The following is a 20,414-nucleotide window of genomic DNA, read 5'->3' as shown; positions in this document are numbered from 1 at the left end:
TTCAGGGAAAATCCTCGGACTCGAACAAGAGCCGCTTCAAGGCACAGGCTCGCATAATCTGCGCCCTGCGCGCTTACCCCCAGAGGAGTTCGCCAATGACACATCTCCAAGTCAACGGCCAGGCCAGGAAGGCCGACGTGCCGGACGACATGCCCTTGCTGTGGGCCCTGCGCGATGAACTCGGCATGACCGGCACCAAGTTCGGCTGTGGCATCTCGGTATGCGGCGCCTGTATGGTCCACATCGATGGCGAACCCGTGCGCGCCTGTGTCACGCCGGTCTCGGCTGCGGCCGGACGCGAGATTTCGACCATCGAAGGCATGGCAGCCGACTGCATCGGCCAGGCGGTGCAGCAGGCCTGGGTGGAGAACAACGTCGCCCAGTGCGGCTACTGCCAGGCCGGCCAGATCATGGCTGCGGTGAGTTTGCTGAAGACCGCCCCGGCGCCCACCGAGCAGCAGATCGACGATGCCATGAGCGGCAACATCTGTCGTTGCGGCACCTACCCGCGCATCCGTGCCGCCATCAAGCAGGCAGCGGGCCGCCTGGGGGCGGGAGGCCAATCATGACTGCGACCGTGCGACTTTCCCGGCGCGCTTTCTTGCAGGGCAGCCTCGGAGTGCTGACCCTGGCCGTCACCTCCAGTGGGCTGGTCAGGGCCGCCGATGCCGACGTGCCGAAATATGGCGCCGATTCCATGCCCGGCGGCACGGTGGACGATCCGCTGGTCTTCGTCTCGATCGCCGAAGACGGCACCGTGGCCATCGTCGCTCACCGCGCCGAGATGGGCACCGGCGTGCGCACCAGCCTGCCGATGGTGGTGGCCGACGAGATGGAGGCACTCTGGGAGCGCGTCGAGGTGGTCCAGGCCGAGGCGGACGAGGCGCGCTACGGCAATCAGAACGTCGATGGCTCGCGCAGCGTTCGCTACTTCCTGATGCCGATGCGGCGGGTGGGGGCGGCGGCACGACAGATGCTCGAAGCGGCCGCGGCGGCGCGCTGGTCGGTACCGGTGTCCGAAGTCAGGGCGGTGCAGCACGAAGTGCTGCACGAGCCTGGTGGCCGGCGCCTGGGCTTTGGCGAACTGGCGGCCGATGCGGCACGGCAGCCGGTGCCTGCGGCCGATGCCCTGAAGCTCAAGGCGCGGGAGGATTTCCGCTACATCGGCAACGACAAGGTGAGGCTTGTCGATCTGGAAGCGATCGGCAAGGGCGAGGCCGTCTATGGCATGGACATGCGCCTGCCCGGCATGGTCCATGCCGTGGTGGCACGCCCGCCGGTGGTCGGCGGCAAGCTGCGCCGCTTCGATGGCAGCAAGGCGCTGACGATACCCGGTGTGCTGAAATTGGTGGAGATTCCCGCTTTCCAGGGCGCACCCGCCTTCCAGCCGCTGGGCGGCATCGCCGTGGTCGCGCGCAATACCTGGGCCGCCATCCAGGGCCGTGACGCGCTGGATATCGAATGGGACGACGGCCCCAACGGCAGCTACGACTCCGTTGCCTACCGCGAGGAACTGGAAGCCGCGGCACGCGCGCCCGGCAAGCTGATGCGCGACCAGGGCAATGTTGCGGAGGCCTGGGCGGAGGCGCCGGAAGCCGAGCGCCTGGCTGCCGAATACTACATTCCGCATCTGGCCCATGCGTCGATGGAGCCGCCGGTCGCCACCGTGCGGATCGAGGACGGCCGTGCCGAAGTCTGGACCTCGGTGCAGAACCCCGCCGCGGCGCAGGCCGCCGTGGCCCAGGCCATGCCCGAAGGCACGCCGGTCAAGCTGGTGTGGACGCGCGAGGACGACATCCAGCACGACTACCTGCACACTGTCTCGGTCGAACGCCAGGAAGCCGTCATCGACGGCAGCGGCCAGGTGCAGTCCTGGCTGCACCGCAGCGCCTCGCCGACGATTGCTTCACTGTTCGTCGAAGGCGCCAAGGGACAGCAGATCACCGAATCGGCGATGTCGGCGATCAACATGCCGTACGTGATCCCGAACGTGCGGGTGGAAACCGCCGAAGTGGCGGCGCATGCGCGCATCGGCTGGTTCCGCTCGGTGGCGAACATCCCGCACGCCTTTGCGGCCCAGTGCTTCATCGCCGAACTGGCGCATCGTGCCGGCAAGGATCACCGCCAGTTCGCGCTCGACCTGATCGGCCCGGCGCGCAGGATCGACCCCGGCATGATGGCCGACACCTGGAACTACACCGAGTCGCCCGAGCGCATCCGCGCGCAGATGGAAGGCGGTGCGATCATGGGCCTGAGCCTGGCGCTTGCCAGCGAGATCAGCTTCGAGAAGGGCAGGGTCAGGCAGAGCAATTTCCACGACTACGAAGTGCTGCGCCACCAGGCCTCGCCGCGTGTGATCCGCACCCACCTGGTCAACGACGACCACGACCTGCCGCCCGGCGGCGTCGGCGAACCGCCGGTGCCGCCGGTAGCGCCGGCGCTGTGCAATGCAATCTTCGCCGCCACCGGCAAGCGCGTGCGCAGCCTGCCGGTGCGCACGGTGGCATGACCGACGTGTTGCAAGCGCCCACCGTGATCGTGCTGGCCGCCGGGCGGGGCGAGCGCTTCGCCCGCTCCGGCGGCGGCACGCACAAGCTCGATGCACTGCTGGCCGGCGTGCCGGTGCTCGAGCATGTGCTGCGCAGCGTCGCCGCATCGGGCCTGGCTTGCCATGTCGTGCGGCCGGCAAACGGCACGGATGGCATGGGCGACTCCATTGCCCGCGGCGTCGCTGCCACGACCGACGCCGCCGGCTGGCTGATCCTGCCGGGCGATCTGCCGCTGGTCGACGCCCGCAGCCTGCTGCGGGTGGCGGAGGGCCTGGCTTCACAGCCGGTGGTCGTGCCGTTCTGGAATGCACGGCAGGGCCACCCGGTCGGCTTCGGCCGCGAATGCCGCGCGGCGCTGATGGCACTGGGCGGCGATGCGGGTGCGGCTGCCGTCGTGCGGGCGCAGCGGCAGGCGGGGAGGGTGCTGGACATGGAGCTGGACGATGAGGGCATCGTCCTGGACATCGACACGCCGGACGATCTGGCACGGGCCGAGGCACTGCTCGAAACCCGGGGAGCAGCCTGATGGAAAGCGTCGATGTGCGGGTGCTGCGCGCCGCGCGGGACTGGCATGCCGCCGGACACCGGCTGATGCTGGCGACGGTGGTCAAGACCTGGGGTTCGTCGCCGCGGCCGCCCGGCTCGATGATGGCGCTGCGCGAGGACGGCCGCTGCATCGGCTCGGTTTCGGGCGGCTGCATCGAGGACGATCTGATCCTGGCTACACCACGGTCCATGGCGGCCAGGGCATGCCGCGCTCGGCACCCAGGCTGGTGCGCTATGGCGTGACCGCCGGCGAAGCGCGCCGCTTCGGCCTGCCGTGCGGCGGTATGCTGGAGCTGCTGCTGGAGTTCGAACCGGATCCTGCCGCGCTCGCTGAGCTGGTGCAGCGCCTGGAAGCGAGGCAACTCGTCCGCCGCACGGTGGATTGCCGCTCCGGCGCAGCGAGCCTGAAAGCGGCCAGCGCGCCCGGGCCGCTGCATTTCGACGGCACCACGCTGTCCAGCACTTTCGGGCCGCAGCACCGGATGCTGCTGATCGGTGCAGGCGCATTGGCCGAATACGTGGCGACGATGGCGCTGTTCAACGACTTCGCCGTGACGCTGTGCGATCCGCGTGCCGAACACCGGGACACCTGGGCCGTGGCCGGCGTGCACATCACCATCGAAATGTCCGACGACGCCGTGCGCATTTTTGTCCCCGACGCCCGCAGCTGCATCGTCGCCCTGAGCCACGATCCCAAGCTCGACGACATGGCGCTGCTGGAAGCACTGCACAGCCCGGCGTTCTACGTCGGCGCCATCGGCTCGCGGCGCAACGCGAACAGCCGCACGCAGCGCTTCATCGAACACTTCGACGAGACGGAGGCGTCCGTGCAGCGCCTGCATTCGCCGGTCGGGCTCTACATCGGCAGCAAGACGCCCGCCGAGATCGCGGTGAGCGTGATGGCCGAAATCATTGCGGTAAAGAACGGGGCAGTGCCGGCACGCCGGCTGCGCGCCGAATTTCGCTCGCCCAGCGCCGCCCATCATGATTGATGTCATCGCACCAGCGTCGTACCGGTGGCGCGCGCGAGTTCGGCCAGCAGCCGGTCCTGGAACTGGACGTCGTCGACGGCGGGGTGCGCTTCCTCGCGGCGCTGATGGTGCCAGTATCCGCCGCTGGTCAGCGCTTCGGGATCGTCGCTGGTGGCGAGCCATTCCTGGGTCAGGTGCCCCAGCCGCAGGTCGTCCGGCGCACTGGGGCCGCCCATCCTGGTCGGCACCCAGCCGGGATTGACCGCGTTGCTGTACACATCGGGCCACAGCCGTGCGACGGCCGCGGTCAGCGTGGTGATGAAGAGCTTGCTGTCCGAATAGCTGCCGGTGGTGGCTTGGCCGGACCAGTCGATGCCGTCCAGACTGGCACGTCCGCCCTTGTGCATCGCGCTGCTGAGGTAGATCAGACGCTGAGGGCGCTGGATCAGGGCGGTGAGCAGATAGGGGGCGACGACATTGACCACCATCAGATGCGCACCGGAGATGACGCCGGCGTTGTGGATCACGGCATCCATCCGGCCGATGGCATTGACCTGCCCGGCGAGATCGCGGATCTGCGCGATATCCGACAGATCGCCGATCGTGGCGGCGGCACCCTGATCCACGAGTTCCTGCACGGCTGTCAGCCTGGCCTGGGAGCGGACGTGCACGACGACGTCGTGGCCTTCGCCGAGCAGCGTCCTGGCTGCGGCGTGGCCCAGGCCGTCGGCCGAACCGGTGATGAAGACGCGGCGCTTGCGAGCCGTGGCACCTTGCGCGTTGGACATGGGGGCCTCCTTGCCGGCGGCCGCTGGCGTCCGGGCTTGCACAGGCATGGCGGACAGCAGAGATCCGGCAGTCAGCGCTGAACCCAGTCCGGCACCTGCGGCGAGAAACTTTCTTCGATCCATCGACGTATCCTCCGATCATGCTGCCGGGAGGCAACAGCTTGACGGGCTGAAGCAGGAGGCAACCCTCTGCTGGACACCGTCAACGTCATTGGAGACAACATGGAGGTCGTTGCGTTCGGACGCGATGGCGGCGATGAGCGGGGAGAAGACCTTGGTCGAGTTGTCGGCCCTCACGATCTGCTGAACCACTACTGCATCAATATGCGGATGCAGGGCAGCGGCGGGATTTCCTTATGGGATTTCCGGCGGCGTGGAAAACAGCTGAACGTGCGCGTGGATGGGCAACTCATCTTCAATGCTTCATCCAGCATTGTGGACGCCGCGCTCGCCGGACTCGGCATCGCGAGTCTGCTCGAGGATGAGTTCGTGCCGCACATCGACGAAGGCCGGCTGGTGCGTGTATTGGAAGACTGGTGTGAACCGTTCCCGGGGTTCTTCCTGCATTACCCCAGCCGCCGTCAGCCATCGCCGGCTTTCTCGCTGGTCGTCGATGCGTTGCGCCATAGCGGACCAAAGTCACACCCATGACGAAACATCGGTAGGCCCCCGTCCATCGGCGCGCGGCAATGGTGTAATCTTGACCATCCGGAGCAGGGGTCGGACAAATATGCATCTGAAGTGGCTTCCCGTTGCAGTTCTTTCGTTGGCGGTGTCGACTGTGGTCCTGGCGGCACCTGCAGGCGCCGAATCCGCCAGCCAGGCGCTTCAGCAGATGGATGACGCACAACGTGCGGTGCTGGCAGAGGAGGGGCGCAAGGCTGCGTTCTTCTGTGCGAACTGCCATGGCGAGCGAGGCGTCAGCCGCTATGGCGAAGTCCCCAATCTGGCAGGCCAGCATCCTGCCTACATCCTTTCCCAGATCGAGGCCTTCCTCACCGGCACACGCAGGGACGACTTCATGCAGGGGCTGATGAAAGTGCTGAGCGAGCGCGACAAGCTTGCCATCGCGCTGTATTACGCCTCATCCCCGCCACCGCAGATGAAGGCGGATGCTGGTGCCGGCGCCGGGCTCTACGAAAAGCACTGCGCGCTCTGCCACCAGCCCGATGCGGGCGGCGCCGAGACTTTCCCGCGCCTTGCCGGCCAGCAGGCCGAATATCTGCGCATCAGCCTGCGGCGATACCTGACCCAATCCGGCGAGCGCTTTTCCGCGCCGATGACGGCCGCGGTGACCCAGTTGGGAGAAAAGAACATCAATGCGGTGGTGAACTACCTGGCCGGTGCGCATGCGGCACCGAGCGGCGGCAGTGCGGCCGCGAACGGGCGCTGACGGCCCGCCGATCGGCATGGAATCGAACCACACCCACTCCCTTGCGCCGCGCTGGCCTTGCGACCATGTCCTGCCCGATTACGAGCAGGGCGGGATCTACGGCCTGGCGCGCGATCTGCGGACCTGGCTGCATGTGCCCCGGGCCGGGCTCGAAGCTGCGGAAGTCGAGGCAGGCGAAGCGGCCTGCCTCGTGCTGCTGGTGATCGATGGCCTCGGCGCGAATTTCCTCTCGGATGCCGGCGCAGGCTCGGCGCTCGCTGCCCACTATCGGCGCACGCTGACTTCGGTTTTCCCCAGCACCACAGCCAGTGCCATCACCACGCTGATGACCGGAGCCTCGCCGGCCGAGCACGGCCTGAACGGCTGGTTCATTCACGACCCTCGCTTCGGCGGCGTGATCTCGCCTTTGCCGCTCGAGCTGCGGGGCGGCGGCGCACTGACGCCCGACGCCGCGACCCGCCTGTTCCGGCAGGCGTCGATGTTCCGCGCCGCGCAGCGGCCCACGGTGATGCTTTCGCCCAGCCAGATCGCCTTTTCTCCCTATTCGCAGCACCATACGCGCGGGGCGCGCATCCGCCCATACGACGGCTTGGCGATGCTGGAAGAAGTGTTGCTGGAGACCATCGGTGAATTCGGCCGCGAAGGCGGTTTCATCCATGCCTACTACCCGAGTTTTGATGCGCTGTGCCATGCCTACGGCTGCCGTTCGCCCCAGGCGCTGGGCTGCTTCGGCAAGATCGATGGAATGTTCGCCCGCCTCTGCGAACGGCTGGCAGGGAGCGGCACGCGCATCCTGGTCACTGCCGACCACGGCTTCATCGACAGCTCGCCGGAACGCACGCTGCAGCTGGCGCCGGACGGCGAGGTGTCCGCGATGCTTGCCGCACCGCTGTTCGGCGAGCGCCGGCTGGCGTTCTGCGCGGTCAGGCAGGGGGCCGAACGGGAGTTCGAGCGCTGGGCGGAGGAAACGCTGCGGGGGCGTGCCGTGCCGATGTCCGGCGCCGACTGCATCGCTGCCGGACTGCTCGGCCCCGGGCAGCCTCATCCCCGGCTGGCGGAGCGGGTCGGCAGCCACGTGCTGCTGATGGAGCCTGGCTGGACCATCGTCGATGAGGTCGAGGGCGAAAAGCCCCACGAGTTGATCGGCGTGCATGGCGGCATGACGGCCGATGAAATGCGGGTGCCGCTGATCGTCGCGCGGCCGTGATCGCTACCGTGCGGCTCTAGTGGACTTCGTCCTCGCCGGGCGGCAGGGGCACGACAAGGATGCCTTCATCGATCAGTTCCTCGACGTCCTCCGGCGAGGCCTGGCCGCGGATGTTGCGCACCTCGGCTTCGCCGTAATGGATCCGGCGTGCCTCTTCCGGCAGGCGGTCGCCGACGTTCTCGGCGCTGCGGGACATGTGCCGCAGCATCTGCAGCATGTTCTCTGCGATCGCATGCGGCGGCTGATCGGGCTCGGCAGAAACGGGGACTGGCGCAGCCTGCACTTGCTCGACGGCATTGCCGGCAGACGACGAGTGGCGCGTCTGCACGTACGGCGCGCTGGGCAGGCGACGCACCGCCGTGCTGCCGCACACGGGACAGCTCACGAGTTGGCGGGCACACTGTTCCTCGAAGGCTTCCGCCGAAGCGAACCAGCCTTCGAAGCGATGCTCCTGGCTACAGCAGAGGTCTAGGACGATCACGATAAGCGCATGCGGGTTGGGAGGCGCTCCGATAGCGCCTGCGAACCTTTCGGACCAACTGGATATGGAATGGTGCCCGGGACGGGACTCGAACCCGTAAGGCTTGCGCCGGCGGATTTTAAGTCCGCTATGGTTACCGATTTCATCACCCGGGCAGGGCCACGCCGGCGGGCGTGATCAGCTCAGCGCGGCTGCTCCGGCAGGACGATGTTGACCTCGAGCACGTCCATGTTGTCCTGCTTGTCGAGCTGGACCTTGATGTCGTCGGGGTTCACCGCGACGTATTTCGAGATTACCTCGATCAGCTCGCGCTGCAGCGCGGGCAGAAAGTCGGCGGCCGGGGAGTTGCCTGCACGTTCGTGAGCGATCAGCAGCGACAGGCGGTTCTTGGCGATTTCCGCAGTCTTTTTCTTTTCGCCGAAAAGGCGGGAAAGGAAGGACATGTCACTTGCCTCCGAACAGGCGCTTGATCAAGCCGGGCTTTTCGTAGTTGACGAAGCGCAGCGGACGTTCTTCGCCGAGGAAGCGGGCGACGACGTCGGCATAGGCTTCGGCGACGTCGGTGCCCTTGAGGTGGATTGCCGGCGTGCCCTGGTTGGAAGCGTGCAGCACCGATTCCGATTCGGGAATGACGCCGATCAGCGGCACGCGCAGCAGTTCCTGCACGTCCTTGTACGACAGCATTTCGCCTTCGTCGACGCGCTTGGGCGAGTAGCGGGTGATGAGCAGGTGTTCCTTGACCGGCTCGCCGCCGTCGCGCGCACGCTTGGACTTGCTCTGCAGGATGCCGAGGATGCGGTCGGAGTCGCGCACCGAGGAGACTTCGGGGTTGCTCGTGACGACCGCCTCGTCGGCGAAGGTCAGCGCCATCACCGCGCCGCGCTCGATGCCGGCGGGGGAGTCGCAGACGACGTAGTCGAAGCCCATGTGCTGCAGTTCTTCCAGCACCTTCTCGACGCCTTCCTCGGTCAGCGCGTCCTTGTCGCGGGTCTGCGACGCCGGCAGGATGAACAGGTTCTCGCAATGCTTGTCCTTGATCAGCGCCTGGTTCAGGCGCGCTTCGCCGTTGACGACGTTGACCAGGTCATACACCACGCGGCGTTCGCAGCCCATGATGAGGTCGAGGTTGCGCAGGCCGACGTCGAAGTCGATCACCGCGGTCTTGTAGCCGCGCAGGGCGAGGCCGGAAGCGAATGCCGCACTGGTGGTGGTCTTGCCCACGCCGCCCTTGCCCGACGTTATCACGATGACTTTCACGGTTTCCCCTTGTTCTGCTGTGTGGCTGCGTTCAGATGGGCTGCAGCGCTTCGATGTTGAGAGTGTTCTCGGTGCCGCTCAGGCGCACCTGGGCCGCACGGCCGGCGATGGTCTCGGGAATGCCGCGCTCGAAGGTGCGGAACACGCCGGCGATGGAAACCAGTTCCGGGCCGAAATTGCTGGTGATGATACGGGCCCGGTCGTCGCCCTGGGCGCCGGCGATGGCACGTCCGCGCAACGGGCCGTAACAATGGATGCTGCCATCGGCGATGACTTCGGCGCCGGGGCTGACGCCGCCCACCAGCACCAGGTCGGCGCCGCGTGCATAGATCTGCTGGCCGGAGCGCAAGGGGCGGTCGATGAACATGGTCGACGCCGTTGCCGGCTGCGGCGAAGGGGCTGGTGCCTGGGGCGCTGCCGCAGGCGGTTCGGGTGTGCGCGCCGGTGCAGGCGTTTCTATCTGCCGCGGGTTGCCGGTGACCGCTTCATCGAGTTGAGCCAGACCTGCGCGGCGGGCGCCTTCCCCATGTTCCGGCGGCAGGTTGAAGACGCCGATCGGTTGCAGGCGGTAGCGGCGCATCAATGAATTCAAGCCCGCCCAGTCGATCGACGACGGCACTTCGGCCAGTGCGGCAAAGTCGAGGATCACCGCTTCGCCATTGAAGAAATCAGGCATGCCGCCGAACATCTTGTGCAGGGCGTCCGCCAAGGCGGGCGGTTCGGTGGCCTGCAGCACGGCGACGGTCGCGCCGAGCGTGGTGTTGCGGAACTGGACAGGCGCGGAGGCGGACATGGATGGAAGCTTCTTCAAAATCAAGGAAGTGTACTGATCGACGTGCGATCGGGCAAGGCCGAAGCAGGGGGGCCAGAAATGAAAGCGCGCATGCGCCCGCAGCCCGCGCCGAGCCTGGATCGGCGCGGGGGAGCGCCTCAGTGCAGCGTGCGTGCCTGGAACAAGGCGTCCACTTCGGCTGCGCCGAAGCGGTAGGTGTGATTCGACAGATCGTCGTGTACGACGATCTCGCCATGTTCGGCCAGCAGGCTGCGCACTTCTTCCTCGCCCAGGCTCAGCAGCATGGTGGCGACCTTGTCCGGGTCGGCTGGCCAGTCGTGCGTGACGGCGCGGGCCTCGAACAGGCGCACGTTCTCTTCGGCGAACAGGCGGCGCAGGATGTCGGCGGCGTCGAGGCCGAGCAGTTCGTCGCCGCGCACGGTGGCGGCAAGCTGCTGCACCCGCGACCAGCCGTCGAGGTCCTTCAGATCCGCGCCCGGCAGCTTCTGCACGAACAGCGCGGTGGCGGCATCCGCGCCGCAGGCCAGCCACAGCCCCGCGGGCTGCTGCTCGGACTGGGCAAGGTAGTGCTCGAAGACTTCGGCGATACTGTCGCCTTCGAGCGGCACCAGGCTCTGGTAGGGCTGGTCCAGGCCGGGGATGTCGAGCGACAACTGCAGGCGGCCGTCGCCGACCAGTTCGGCGAGGCTGCCATCGGCCGGCGCGCCTTCGGATTTGGCGTAGCCGCGCAGGTTCAGCGTCTCTGCGCAGTCGACCACCAGCAGGCTGACCGGGCCGTGGCCGCTGACCTGGAAGGTGAGCCGGCCGGGTTGCTTGAGGTTGCCGGTGATCACCACCGAGACCGCGGCCATTTCGCCGAGCAGGCGGGCGACGGCCGCCGGATAGCCGCGTTCGGCCTGCATCGCCTGCCAGACGTCGGTCAGGCGCACGACGGCGCCGCGGATGTCGAGCTCTTCCAGCAGAAAGCGCTGGACGTAGCTGGAGGGGAGGGAGGTGCTCATCGGGCGGCTCCGGTGAAAGCGGTGGCGTAGTGTTCCGGGTCGAAGCCGACGAGCAGTTCGCCGCTGGCGGTTTCGATCACCGGGCGGCGAATCAGGCTGGTGTTCGCCTGCATCAGTGCGATGGCGTCTTCGGTCGAGGCAATGGCCTGCTGTTCGGGCGACAGCTTGCGCCAAGTGGTGCCGCGCTTGTTGACCAGCGCCTCCCAGCCGAGTTTGTCGCACCAGCGCGTCAGCGTGGTGGTATCGATGCCCGCCTTCTTGTAGTCGTGGAAGTCGCAGGCGATGGCCGCGGCGTCGAGCCAGGCGAAGGCCTTTTTCATCGTGTCGCAGTTCTTGATGCCGTAGATCGCGGGCTTCATGCGGACATGCTCCTGTTACTTGTTGCCACGCGCGCGGGCAAAGGCTTCGGCCAGCGCGTTGCCTGCGGCGGGCTTGTCCTGGCCGTGGCGCGCTGTGGACGAGGTGCGCGCATTGCCGCCGCTGCGGCGGTCGTCACCGCGGCGCTCTCCGCGGCCGGCGCCGTCATTGCGCCTGGGCGCAGCTTCGTCGCCCAGCCGCATCGTCAGCGCGATGCGGTGGCGGGGAATGTCCACTTCCAGCACCTTGACCTTCACCACCTGTCCGGCCTTGACCACGCTGTGCGGGTCCTTGACGAAAGTGTTCGACAGCGCGGAGATATGCACCAGCCCATCCTGATGCACGCCGATGTCGACGAAGGCGCCGAAGTTGGTGACGTTGGTGACCACGCCTTCGAGCAGCATGCCGGGCTGCAGGTCCTTGAGCGTCTCCACGCCTTCGCGGAAGCTGGCGGTGCGGAATTCGGGGCGCGGGTCGCGGCCGGGTTTCTCCAGTTCGCCGAGGATGTCCTGCACCGTCGGCAGGCCGAAGCGCTCGTCGGTGAATTCCGCTGCTTTCAAGCTCTTGAGGATGCTGCCGTTGCCCATCAGCTCGCGCACGCTCTTCTGCACCCTGGCGAGGATGCGTTCGACCACCGGGTAGGCTTCCGGGTGTACCGACGAGGCGTCGAGCGGATCGTCGCCGCTGGGGATGCGCAGGAAGCCGGCGGCCTGCTCGAAAGTCTTGGGGCCGAGGCGGGGCACGTCCTTCAGCGCGGCGCGGCTGCGGAACGGGCCCTTGGCGTTGCGGTATTCGACGATGTTGCCGGCGAGCGTGGCGTTCAGCCCGGAGATGCGGGCGAGCAGCGGCGCCGAGGCGGTGTTCACATCCACGCCGACCGCGTTCACGCAGTCCTCGACCACCGCGTCCAGGCTCTTCGCCAGGCGGCCCTGGTTGACGTCGTGCTGGTACTGGCCGACGCCGATCGATTTGGGATCGATCTTGACCAGTTCGGCCAGCGGATCCTGCAGGCGGCGGGCGATGGACACCGCGCCGCGCAGGCTGACGTCCAGATCGGGAAACTCGCGTGCCGCCAGCTCCGAGGCCGAATACACCGAGGCACCGGCTTCCGACACCACGATCTTGGTCAGTGGCAGCCCGGCGTGCCGCTTCATCAACTCGGCGACCAGCGCATCGGTTTCGCGCGAGGCGGTGCCGTTGCCGATGGCGATCAGTTCTACCGCATGCTTCTTCGCCAGCGCGGCGATCGTGGCGATGGCGGATTCGCGGTCGCGGCGCGGCTCGAAGGGATAGACCGTGGCGGTATCCACCAGCTTGCCGGTGGCATCGACCACCGCGACCTTGACGCCGGTGCGGATGCCGGGATCGAGCCCGATGGTGGCGCGCGTGCCGGCCGGCGCGGCGAGCAGCAGGTCCTTCAGGTTGCGGGCGAAGACGCGGATCGCCTCTTCCTCGGCGCGGTCGCGCAGCTCGCCCATCAGTTCCAGTTCGAGGTGGATGGAGATTTTCACGCTCCACGCCCAGCGCACGGTGTCGGCCAGCCAGCGGTCGGCCGGGCGGCCCTGGTTGCGGATGCCGAAGCGGGCGGCGATGCGGCCTTCGCAGGGGTGGGGCGCATCGGCGTCGGCGCGCTCCACGTCCAGCGCCAGGCGCAGCACGCCTTCGTTGCGGCCGCGCAGCAGGGCCAGCGCGCGGTGCGAAGGCATCGTGGCGATGGCTTCCTGGAAGTCGAACCAGTCGCGGAACTTGGCGCCGTCGTTCTCCTTGCCTTCGATCACCGACGAACGCACCTGGCCGTGCTCGTGCAGATAGCCGCGCAGTTCGCCCAGCAGCGCGGCGTCTTCGGCGAAGGTTTCCATCAGGATCTGGCGCGCGCCGTCGAGCACCGCCTTGGCGTCGGCGAAGCCGGCGTCGGCATTGATGTACTTGGCGGCTTCATCCTCGGGCGTCAGCGCCGGATCGGCGAGCAGGGCTTCGGCCAGCGGCCCGATGCCGGCTTCGCGGGCGATCTGGGCCTTGGTGCGGCGCTTGGGCTTGTAGGGCAGGTAGAGGTCTTCGAGGCGCTGCTTGGTGTCGGCATGTTCGACTTCGGCGCGCAGTTCGGCCGTCAGCTTGCCCTGCTCCTCGATCGAGGCCAGCACCGTGGCGCGGCGGTCTTCGAGTTCGCGCAGGTAGCCGAGGCGTTCTTCCAGCGTGCGCAACTGGGTGTCGTCCAGCCCGCCGGTGGCTTCCTTGCGGTAGCGGGCGACGAAGGGCACGGTGGCGCCGTCGTCGAGCAACTGGACCGCGGCAATGACCTGGCGCGGGGAGACGCCGATTTCGTCGGCAATGCGGTGTTCGATGGGTGGCAGCATGGCATACGCCCCGGCGGGCGGGGAAGAAACGTAAACGGGGCGGCGATGGTGCTATAGATTGCGCCGTGGAGGCAAGGCTTGCTGCTGCGGCGTGTGGGCCGGAGGAGGGCTGCTTCAGATAGGTGGCGGTGCGCAAAGCATTGGCCAGCCCCGTTTCCAGTGCATCGGGATCAGAATGCGTATTTCAGGCTGATACTCGTACTGCGCGGTTCGCCCCAGCTGTAGTTGCTGTCGAAGATGGTGTAGTACTTCTCGTCCAGCAGATTGTTGATGGCAAGCATGGCCGACATGTGCCGATTGATCTGGTAGTGGGCTGTCGCGTCGACCAGCCAGTACCCTTCGACAATGTGTTTGGCCTTGCCTAGCGCAGGGTGGTTGACCCTGCTCCAGGTGTCATCCTGCCAGCGTGCGCCGCCACCCAGCGTCAGGCCCCTGAGTTTGCCGCTCAGCTTGTAACTGGTGTACAGGCTGAATTGTTTCTCGGGGGCCAGGGTGGAGACGCGTTCTCCGTTGAGGCGCGGTTTCTGCTGGCGCCCACCGAAGAAGGCACCTTTCAAACCGATCTCGGTGTTGTTGCCCTCCAGCGGATCGAGCGTGCGGCCCTGCTCGTTCTGCGCGGATTGAGGCTTGAAGATGCTGGTGTGGCTGCCATACAGCGAGAGTTGCCTGTTCAGGTCATAGACCACACCCAGGTAGGGGACGACGACCTCGGATTTCTTCAGGTCTTCCTTCTCGTAATCGGCGACGCGGCTGCCGACCAGCAGCTTGAGGTCGTCGCGCAGATTGAGGCGGGTGGCAAGGTAGAAGCCCTGTTCCCGCGTGGTTTCGTCCTTGCCTTTGGTGCGTGACCAGTTCGGTTCCGGATGACTGCCGTTCCACTCGTAGAAATCCGCGATGGCGGTGGCGCCGGCCCATTGCCCTTCATTGGTCCATTTGAGCCTGGACGTACTGCCGCCGACCACCAGTTCATGCTTGCGCCCGAACAGGCTGAACGGCCCGCTGGTGTAAAGATCGGCGGCGTTGCTGACGGTCTTGCCGGCGTAGCTGCCCAGCCACAGGCTGGTACCGGCACCGGTGGCCGGATCGGGGAAGCCGCTGCCGATCGAGCCCATCCGGTTGTCGTAGCCGTTGATCTGGTGGTTCAGTTTCAGCTTGGCGACCCAATCGTTGTCGAAATAATGCTCCAGTGTCGCGAAGGCCGTGCGGGTGTATTGCTCCCAACTGCTCCAGCGGGCCGCAAGGTTGAAGGAGCGCGATGTCTTGTTGAAATCGCCGTTGCTGTCGTAGACCGGAATTCCGCCCCAGGTACTGCCCTTGGGATCGTTGTTCTGATAGTCGGCGCCCACGGCGAGCAGGGTGTCCTGCGCCAGGTCGGCGGCCTGCGCGGAATCGCCGGGCACCCCTTGCAGACCTGGACGAACTCGAGCAGTCCGATGCTGCTCGGCCAAGCAAGGGGATGCGATTGGCACTGGTGCTACAGCGCTACCAGCGTCTGCCTGCCCCACCAGCTTTTGCCTGCGGCGAGCTGCAACGGCTGCCGTGCGGCCGCGGCTTCGATGCAGAGCATGCGGCGGAAGGCGTCGTCGGGCAGGTCGGCGATGGCGGCGCTGCGCTCGACCCAGGGGTTCCACACGGCGACGTCGACGAAGCCGTCGGCGTTGTTGATGCCCAGGCTGCGATCGTATTCGCGCAGCAGCAGGGGGCGCTCGACGCCGTGGTAGACGCGGTCGGTCTCGGCCTCGATCAGCAGCACGTCGCCGCTGTCGCGCCCGATGCGGTTGGCGTCCGCCTTGTCGCGGTAGCTGTATCCGTGCAGGCCTTCGACGCGGGTTTCCTCGACTTCGCGTACCGCCAGATAGGTGTGCAGCGCGGCGGTGAAGTCGAAGCCCTCGCCGCCGGTATTGGTGACTTCGAATTCGAGGTCGAGCCGGGCGTCTTCCACCAGGACGCTCAGTTCGGCCGTGAAAGCATGGGGCCACAGGGCGCGGGTCGCGTCGTCGTCGCGCAGCCCGAGAGTGGCGAGCGCATAGCCCTCGCCGCTGCGTTCGTTCAGCACCGACCAGTTCGCCGTGCGGGCGAAGCCGTGCTGCGGCAGCGGGCCGAGGTCGGCGAACTGCGGAAAGCAGACCGGGATGCCGCCGCGGATCGGCGTGCTGCCGTCGAAGCGTGCGGCGGGACTCAGGTACAGGCGTTCCTGCCCGCCGGGCGGAGTCCAGGACAGCACCTGGCCGCCGAACAGGCTCACCACCGCGCTGGCGCCGTTGCCGGCGCCCAGTCGCAGCGCCGGCAGGCCCTTGAAGTCGATGCGTTCGATGCCTGCTGCCATCGCCATCAGTCCTGCAGCGACAGCACGCCGAGCTTGACGGTGTTGTCCTCGGGGTCGTTGCTGAGCACGAAGCCGAGCTTCTGCACGAACTTGAGCATGCGCTCGTTGTTCGACAGGAACACGCCGTTCATGTAGGCGATGCCGCGGCTGCGCGCGGTCTCGATCAGCACGCCCATCAGCTTGCGCGCCAGGCCGCGGTGCTGCCAGTCGTCGGCGACCACGACGGCGAACTCGCAGGACTCGCCGTCCGGGTTGACCGCGTAGCGGCAGACGCCGATTTCCTTCTCCGCGCCATCGACTTCGAGCGTGGCGACGAAGGCCATTTCGCGGTCGTAGTCGATCTGCGTCAGGCGTGCGACCATCGCCGGCGGCAGTTCGCGCATGGTGTTCATGAAGCGGTAGTACTTGGTCTCGGACGACAGGTTGCGCACGAATTCGACTTCGAGGTCGGCGTCTTCGGGCTTGATCGGACGGATCGTCACGGTGGTGCCGTCGGGCACGATCCAGGTCTGGGTCAGGTGCGAGGGGTAGGGGTGGATCGCCATGTGATCGTAGCGGTCCGCCGTCGGCGAGACGTTGTCCACGATGATGCTGGCGTCGACCGCGACTGCGCCGTTCTCGTCGACGATCAGCGGGTTGATTTCCATTTCGTTGATCCACGGCAGCTCGCAGACCATCTCCGACACCCGCAGCAGCACCAGTTCCAGCGCCGTCATGTCGATCGACGGCAGATGGCGGAACTCGCCCAGGCGGTGGTAGATCCGCGTCGAGCGGATCATGTCCTTGACCAGGTAGTTGTTGAGCGGCGGCAGGGCGACGGCGACGTCGCGGTTGGCCTCGACCAGGTTGCCGCCTTCGCCGAAAGTGATCACCGGGCCGAACACCGGGTCGCGCCTGACGCCGACGACCAGCTCGCGGCCGTTGCGCTTCTGGATCATCGGCTCGATGGCGATGCCGTTGATGACCGCGTCCGGCTGCACGCGCTTCACTTCGTCGAGGATCTCCTGATAGGTCGAGCGCACCGCCACCAGGCTGCGGATGTTCAGGCGCACGCCGCCGACGTCGGATTTGTGCACGATGCTCGGCGAGTCGATCTTCATCACCACCGGCAGGCCGATCTCGGCTGCGAGCACCATTGCCTCTGCCGCCGAGCGCGCCACCACGGTCTGTGCGATCGGGATGCGGAAGGCGGCCAGCAGCGCCTTCGACTCCATCTCGTTGAGCTTCTTGCGGCGCTCGGACAAGGCCATCTCGATCACCAGCCGGGCGCTCTCGATCGAGGGCGGGCTCAGGTGCGACAGCGAGGACGGCGTCTGCATCAGCAGCTTCTGGTTGCGGTAGTAGGCCGAGATGTGGCTGAACAGTTCGACCGCCGGTTCCGGCGTGCGGAAATGCGGGATGCCCGCGGCGCTGAACTTCTGGCGCGATTCGGTGACCAGCTCTTCGCCCATCCAGCAGGCGACCACCGGCTTGTCGGCGGTCTTTTCGATCTCGATCAGCGCGTCGGCGACGGCGCTCGGGTTGGTCATGCCCTGCGGCGTCAGCATCACCAGCACGCCATCGACGTTGGGGCCTTCCAGCGTGGCCTTCACCGCCTTGCCATAGCGTTCGGCGTCGGCGTCGCCCAGGATGTCGACCGGGTTGCCGCGCGACCAGTTGGCCGGCAGCACCGCGTTGAGCTTCTCCATCGTGCCTTCGGTGAACTCCGACAGCGGAATGCCGATGTCGGCCGCGCGGTCGGCAGCCATGATGCCCGGTCCGCCGCCGTTGGTGATCACCGCCAGGCGGTTGCCGCGCGGTCGGAAGTGCGAGAACAGCGCATTGGCCGCGGCGAAGAGCTGGCCGAGGTTGTACAGGCGGATCACGCCGGCGCGGCGCAGCGCGGCGTCGAACACCGCGTCGTCGCCGATCGGCGCCGCCGAATGCGACAGGATGGCGCGCGAGGCCTCGGGGTGGCGGCCGGCCTTGATCAGCAGCACCGGCTTGACCCGCGCCGCGCCGCGCAGAGCGCTCATGAAGCGGCGCGCGTCACGGATGCCTTCGACGTACAGGAAGATGCTCTCGGTGCGCGGGTCGGAAATCATGTATTCCAGCACGTCGCCGAAGTCGATGTCGGACGAGGTGCCCAGCGACACGACGGCCGAGAAACCGACGTTGTTGGGCTTGGCCCAGTCGAGGATCGCGGCACAGAGCGCGCCGGACTGGGAGATCAGGCCGATGCTGCCCTTTTGCGCGCAGGTGTGGGCGAAAGTGGCATTGAGGCCGAGTTGCGGGCGGATGATGCCCAGGCAGTTGGGGCCGAGCAGGCGGATGCGGTGGCGTTGCGCAGCGTCGACGGCCTGGCGTTCGAGCAGTGCGCCGCGCGGACCCGCTTCGGAAAAGCCGGCAGACAGCAGGATCGCGGCCTTGACGCCGGCACGCCCGCAGGCGTCAAGGATGGCCAGCACTTTTTCCGCGCGCACCGCGATCACCACCAGATCCAGGCGCTGGGGGACGTCCTCCACCGACTTGTAGCAGGCGATGCCGCGCACCGATTCGTGCTTGGGGTTGATGGCGAACAGCTTGCCCTTGTAGCCCGCGTCGAGCATGTTGCGGACCAGCACGTCGCCCAGCGAACCCTCGCGTTCGCTGGCACCGATGATCCCCACCGAGCGCGGTTCGAGAAGCGGAGTGAGGTAGTGCGTTTCTTTCATGGCTGCAACCTGTCTGGGTGAAATTGCCGGTGCATCCGCCTGTCGTTTCGGGCGTTTGCGGAATCAAGTGTATTGATCGCAGAATTATACTGCAGTGCACAAAATCCGTATCGCTGCCGACGATTAAAGCTTAAAACCTCGCGAAAGGGCGGGCACATCGTCACGCTTGCACCTCATCGTCCGAGCGTGAACAGGAAACGGCTGCCTTCGCCCGGCCTGGACTCGGCCCGGATCGAACCGTCGTGGCGCTGCACGATGCGCTGCACCGTCGCCAGACCGATCCCCGTACCCGGAAAAGCCTCGTCACCATGCATGCGGTAGAAGGGGCGGAACAGGTTGCCGGCGTGGCTCATGTCGAAGCCGACACCATTGTCGGAGACGCAGAACACGCGGCGACCATTGATGCGCTCGGCGCTCAGGGCAATTCGGGCCGGGGTGCAATGCGCGGTGAACTTCCAGGCATTTCGCAGCAGGTTGTCGAGCAGCGAGAAGCTCAGGGCGCGATCGGCGATGACATCGAGTCCTTCGGTGATCTCGATCTCGACTTCGCGCCCGGGCTCTTCGGCCTGCAGCTCCTCGACGATCTGGTGGGCGAGTTCCGACAGGCTGAAGCTTTCCTTCCGCAGCGGCTGCCGCGCCAGCAGGGCGAGATTGATCAGCGCGTCGATCAGGTTCGCCATGCGTTCGGTCGCTTTGCGAATGCGCGAAAGATGCGCGAAGGTATGCGCTTCGGCCTTGCCGTCGAGCTCGTCTTCGATGATGCGGGCGAAACCGTCGATGGCGCGCAGCGGCGCCCGCAGATCGTGTGAAACCGAATACGAGAAGGCTTCGAGTTCCCGGTTCGAAGCTTCGAGCTCGGCGGTCCGCAGCCGCACGCGCGCCTCCAGATCCTGGTTGAGGTTGCGCAGGCTCAGTTCGGCCACCTTGCGCGAGGAGATGTCGTCCACCGTGCCGGTCAGGCCGCCTTCTCCCGGCTTGGTGTCCGGCGCCCGATGTGCGGTGATTTCGATCCAGCGGATTTCTCCGCTGCGGGTCCGAAGCCGGAATTCGCGCTCACAGTCGGCGCCTGCGCCGACGATCAGGTCACGGAACAGCTGTGCGGCCGTCTCGCGATCATCCGGATGAAGGAATTCGTGCAGCGGCTTGCCCAGGCTGGTCTCGACGTCGTGGCCGCTCAGTTCGCACCACACCTTGTTCAGGTAGATGAGCTTGCCCGTGCCATCGGTGCGGAAGATGACTTCGCTGACCGATTCGAGCATGTCGAGGTAGAGGGATTCCTTCGCGGAAGGAGCGGGCATTGTCCGTTCCCGCCGGGCGCCAGAGCTCGTCGATGCCGCCGCAGCCGACGCGGCGGGACGGGCACGCGCGCGCTGGCGACGGCCGAGAACGTATCCCGGCACCAGGCCGGCCAGCAGGTACAGCACGGGCCAGAGCCAGTCCTGCCCACCGGCAGGCCCGAGCAAGCTGTCGGACGCGAGCGACGCCGGGACGGCAAGCAATGGCGCGAGACCCGTTGCGATACGGGCCGGTGTCCTGATTGCCGCTGAGCTATCCTCGTCCGGAACGCGATCCATTGCCTTGTCGGAAACCACCGATGGGCCAGGCGGGCATGCTGGCGATGGCCTGAATCTATAGCACAGATTCGTTGCCCAATGCGGCGGCATGCCGGTCCGACCCGACGGTCATGGCGATCATCGT

At 66.8% G+C, this 20,414-nt stretch carries 20 protein-coding genes and 1 tRNA gene; 8 read left to right on the top strand and 13 right to left on the bottom strand.

Going from position 1 to position 20,414, the window contains the following annotated elements:
* Window positions 1-95 precede the first annotated feature (95 nt).
* Genes ACNQFN_RS13200 through ACNQFN_RS13180 form a run of 5 tightly spaced genes read left to right on the top strand, consistent with a single transcriptional unit; the run spans window position 96 to window position 4,087 of the window.
* Window positions 96-569 carry a (2Fe-2S)-binding protein gene (locus ACNQFN_RS13200; RefSeq protein ID WP_418646724.1) on the top strand — a complete coding sequence of 158 codons (474 nt, stop codon included), beginning with the start codon at window positions 96-98 and terminating at the stop codon, window positions 567-569.
* Entirely contained in the window at window positions 566-2,509 is a 1,944-nt protein-coding gene (locus tag ACNQFN_RS13195; protein WP_418646723.1) for a molybdopterin cofactor-binding domain-containing protein, read from the top strand. The genes ACNQFN_RS13200 and ACNQFN_RS13195 overlap by 4 nt, the downstream gene beginning before the upstream one ends.
* Window positions 2,506-3,075: a nucleotidyltransferase family protein gene (locus ACNQFN_RS13190; RefSeq protein ID WP_068639155.1), complete on the top strand. Its 570-nt coding sequence runs from the start codon at window positions 2,506-2,508 to the stop codon at window positions 3,073-3,075. Before ACNQFN_RS13195 ends, ACNQFN_RS13190 begins: the two co-directional genes overlap by 4 nt.
* Entirely contained in the window at window positions 3,075-3,338 is a 264-nt protein-coding gene (locus tag ACNQFN_RS13185; protein ID WP_418646722.1) for an XdhC family protein, read from the top strand. The genes ACNQFN_RS13190 and ACNQFN_RS13185 overlap by 1 nt, the downstream gene beginning before the upstream one ends.
* Window positions 3,299-4,087 (top strand): XdhC family protein, encoded by a 789-nt coding sequence (locus ACNQFN_RS13180; RefSeq protein WP_418646721.1) that lies wholly within the window; start codon window positions 3,299-3,301, stop codon window positions 4,085-4,087. Before ACNQFN_RS13185 ends, ACNQFN_RS13180 begins: the two co-directional genes overlap by 40 nt.
* 2 nt (window positions 4,088-4,089) lie before the next feature.
* Here ACNQFN_RS13180 and ACNQFN_RS13175 read toward each other — a convergent pair whose 3' ends face one another.
* The gene (locus ACNQFN_RS13175; RefSeq protein ID WP_418646720.1) at window positions 4,090-4,854 is read right to left on the bottom strand and encodes an SDR family NAD(P)-dependent oxidoreductase; all 765 of its coding nucleotides are present in this window, start codon (window positions 4,852-4,854) and stop codon (window positions 4,090-4,092) included.
* Window positions 4,855-5,076: 222 nt separating this feature from the next.
* On the opposite strand from ACNQFN_RS13175, the gene ACNQFN_RS13170 reads away from it, so the two are divergent.
* The 3 genes from ACNQFN_RS13170 to ACNQFN_RS13160 all read left to right on the top strand — a co-directional run bounded on the left by ACNQFN_RS13170 (window position 5,077) and on the right by ACNQFN_RS13160 (window position 7,454).
* Entirely contained in the window at window positions 5,077-5,505 is a 429-nt protein-coding gene (locus ACNQFN_RS13170; RefSeq protein ID WP_418646719.1) for a LysR substrate-binding domain-containing protein, read from the top strand.
* A gap of 184 nt (window positions 5,506-5,689) precedes the next feature.
* Complete coding sequence (locus ACNQFN_RS13165) at window positions 5,690-6,247, top strand: c-type cytochrome (RefSeq protein WP_418646718.1); 558 nt, start codon at window positions 5,690-5,692, stop codon at window positions 6,245-6,247.
* Between the two features lie 16 nt (window positions 6,248-6,263).
* Complete coding sequence (locus tag ACNQFN_RS13160) at window positions 6,264-7,454, top strand: alkaline phosphatase family protein (RefSeq protein WP_418646717.1); 1,191 nt, start codon at window positions 6,264-6,266, stop codon at window positions 7,452-7,454.
* Window positions 7,455-7,470: 16 nt separating this feature from the next.
* Here ACNQFN_RS13160 and ACNQFN_RS13155 read toward each other — a convergent pair whose 3' ends face one another.
* The 12 genes from ACNQFN_RS13155 to ACNQFN_RS13100 form a co-directional block, all read right to left on the bottom strand.
* Window positions 7,471-7,935: a DUF1178 family protein gene (locus tag ACNQFN_RS13155; RefSeq protein WP_068639158.1), complete on the bottom strand. Its 465-nt coding sequence runs from the start codon at window positions 7,933-7,935 to the stop codon at window positions 7,471-7,473.
* Between the two features lie 70 nt (window positions 7,936-8,005).
* Window positions 8,006-8,090: transfer RNA gene (locus ACNQFN_RS13150), tRNA-Leu, on the bottom strand.
* Window positions 8,091-8,117: 27 nt separating this feature from the next.
* Window positions 8,118-8,378 carry a cell division topological specificity factor MinE gene (minE, locus tag ACNQFN_RS13145; RefSeq protein WP_068639159.1) on the bottom strand — a complete coding sequence of 87 codons (261 nt, stop codon included), beginning with the start codon at window positions 8,376-8,378 and terminating at the stop codon, window positions 8,118-8,120.
* Between the two features lies 1 nt (window position 8,379).
* Window positions 8,380-9,192 (bottom strand): septum site-determining protein MinD, encoded by an 813-nt coding sequence (gene minD / locus ACNQFN_RS13140; protein ID WP_083953735.1) that lies wholly within the window; start codon window positions 9,190-9,192, stop codon window positions 8,380-8,382.
* Between the two features lie 31 nt (window positions 9,193-9,223).
* The gene (gene minC / locus ACNQFN_RS13135; protein ID WP_418646716.1) at window positions 9,224-9,985 is read right to left on the bottom strand and encodes a septum site-determining protein MinC; all 762 of its coding nucleotides are present in this window, start codon (window positions 9,983-9,985) and stop codon (window positions 9,224-9,226) included.
* A gap of 137 nt (window positions 9,986-10,122) precedes the next feature.
* A complete protein-coding gene (locus ACNQFN_RS13130; RefSeq protein WP_068639161.1) occupies window positions 10,123-10,986 on the bottom strand; it encodes an Hsp33 family molecular chaperone HslO in 864 nt (287 codons plus the stop codon).
* The gene (locus ACNQFN_RS13125; protein ID WP_068639162.1) at window positions 10,983-11,345 is read right to left on the bottom strand and encodes an ArsC family reductase; all 363 of its coding nucleotides are present in this window, start codon (window positions 11,343-11,345) and stop codon (window positions 10,983-10,985) included. The genes ACNQFN_RS13130 and ACNQFN_RS13125 overlap by 4 nt, the downstream gene beginning before the upstream one ends.
* 15 nt (window positions 11,346-11,360) lie before the next feature.
* A complete protein-coding gene (locus tag ACNQFN_RS13120; protein ID WP_418646715.1) occupies window positions 11,361-13,697 on the bottom strand; it encodes a Tex family protein in 2,337 nt (778 codons plus the stop codon).
* A gap of 170 nt (window positions 13,698-13,867) precedes the next feature.
* Complete coding sequence (locus ACNQFN_RS13115; RefSeq protein ID WP_418646714.1) at window positions 13,868-15,145, bottom strand: TonB-dependent siderophore receptor; 1,278 nt, start codon at window positions 15,143-15,145, stop codon at window positions 13,868-13,870.
* A gap of 26 nt (window positions 15,146-15,171) precedes the next feature.
* Window positions 15,172-16,023, bottom strand: a complete 852-nt coding sequence (locus ACNQFN_RS13110; protein ID WP_418646713.1) for a D-hexose-6-phosphate mutarotase — start codon at window positions 16,021-16,023, stop codon at window positions 15,172-15,174.
* Between the two features lie 5 nt (window positions 16,024-16,028).
* Window positions 16,029-18,716 carry a bifunctional acetate--CoA ligase family protein/GNAT family N-acetyltransferase gene (locus ACNQFN_RS13105; protein ID WP_068639165.1) on the bottom strand — a complete coding sequence of 896 codons (2,688 nt, stop codon included), beginning with the start codon at window positions 18,714-18,716 and terminating at the stop codon, window positions 16,029-16,031.
* A 173-nt stretch (window positions 18,717-18,889) separates the two neighbouring features.
* Complete coding sequence (locus tag ACNQFN_RS13100; RefSeq protein WP_418646712.1) at window positions 18,890-20,380, bottom strand: sensor histidine kinase; 1,491 nt, start codon at window positions 20,378-20,380, stop codon at window positions 18,890-18,892.
* Window positions 20,381-20,414 lie beyond the last annotated feature (34 nt).

This window comes from Thauera butanivorans (assembly GCF_048398245.1).
GTDB classification, from domain to species: domain Bacteria; phylum Pseudomonadota; class Gammaproteobacteria; order Burkholderiales; family Rhodocyclaceae; genus Thauera; species Thauera butanivorans.
The sequence above is the reverse complement of the archived record's forward strand: the minus strand, read 5'-3'. Positions and strand labels throughout refer to the sequence as shown.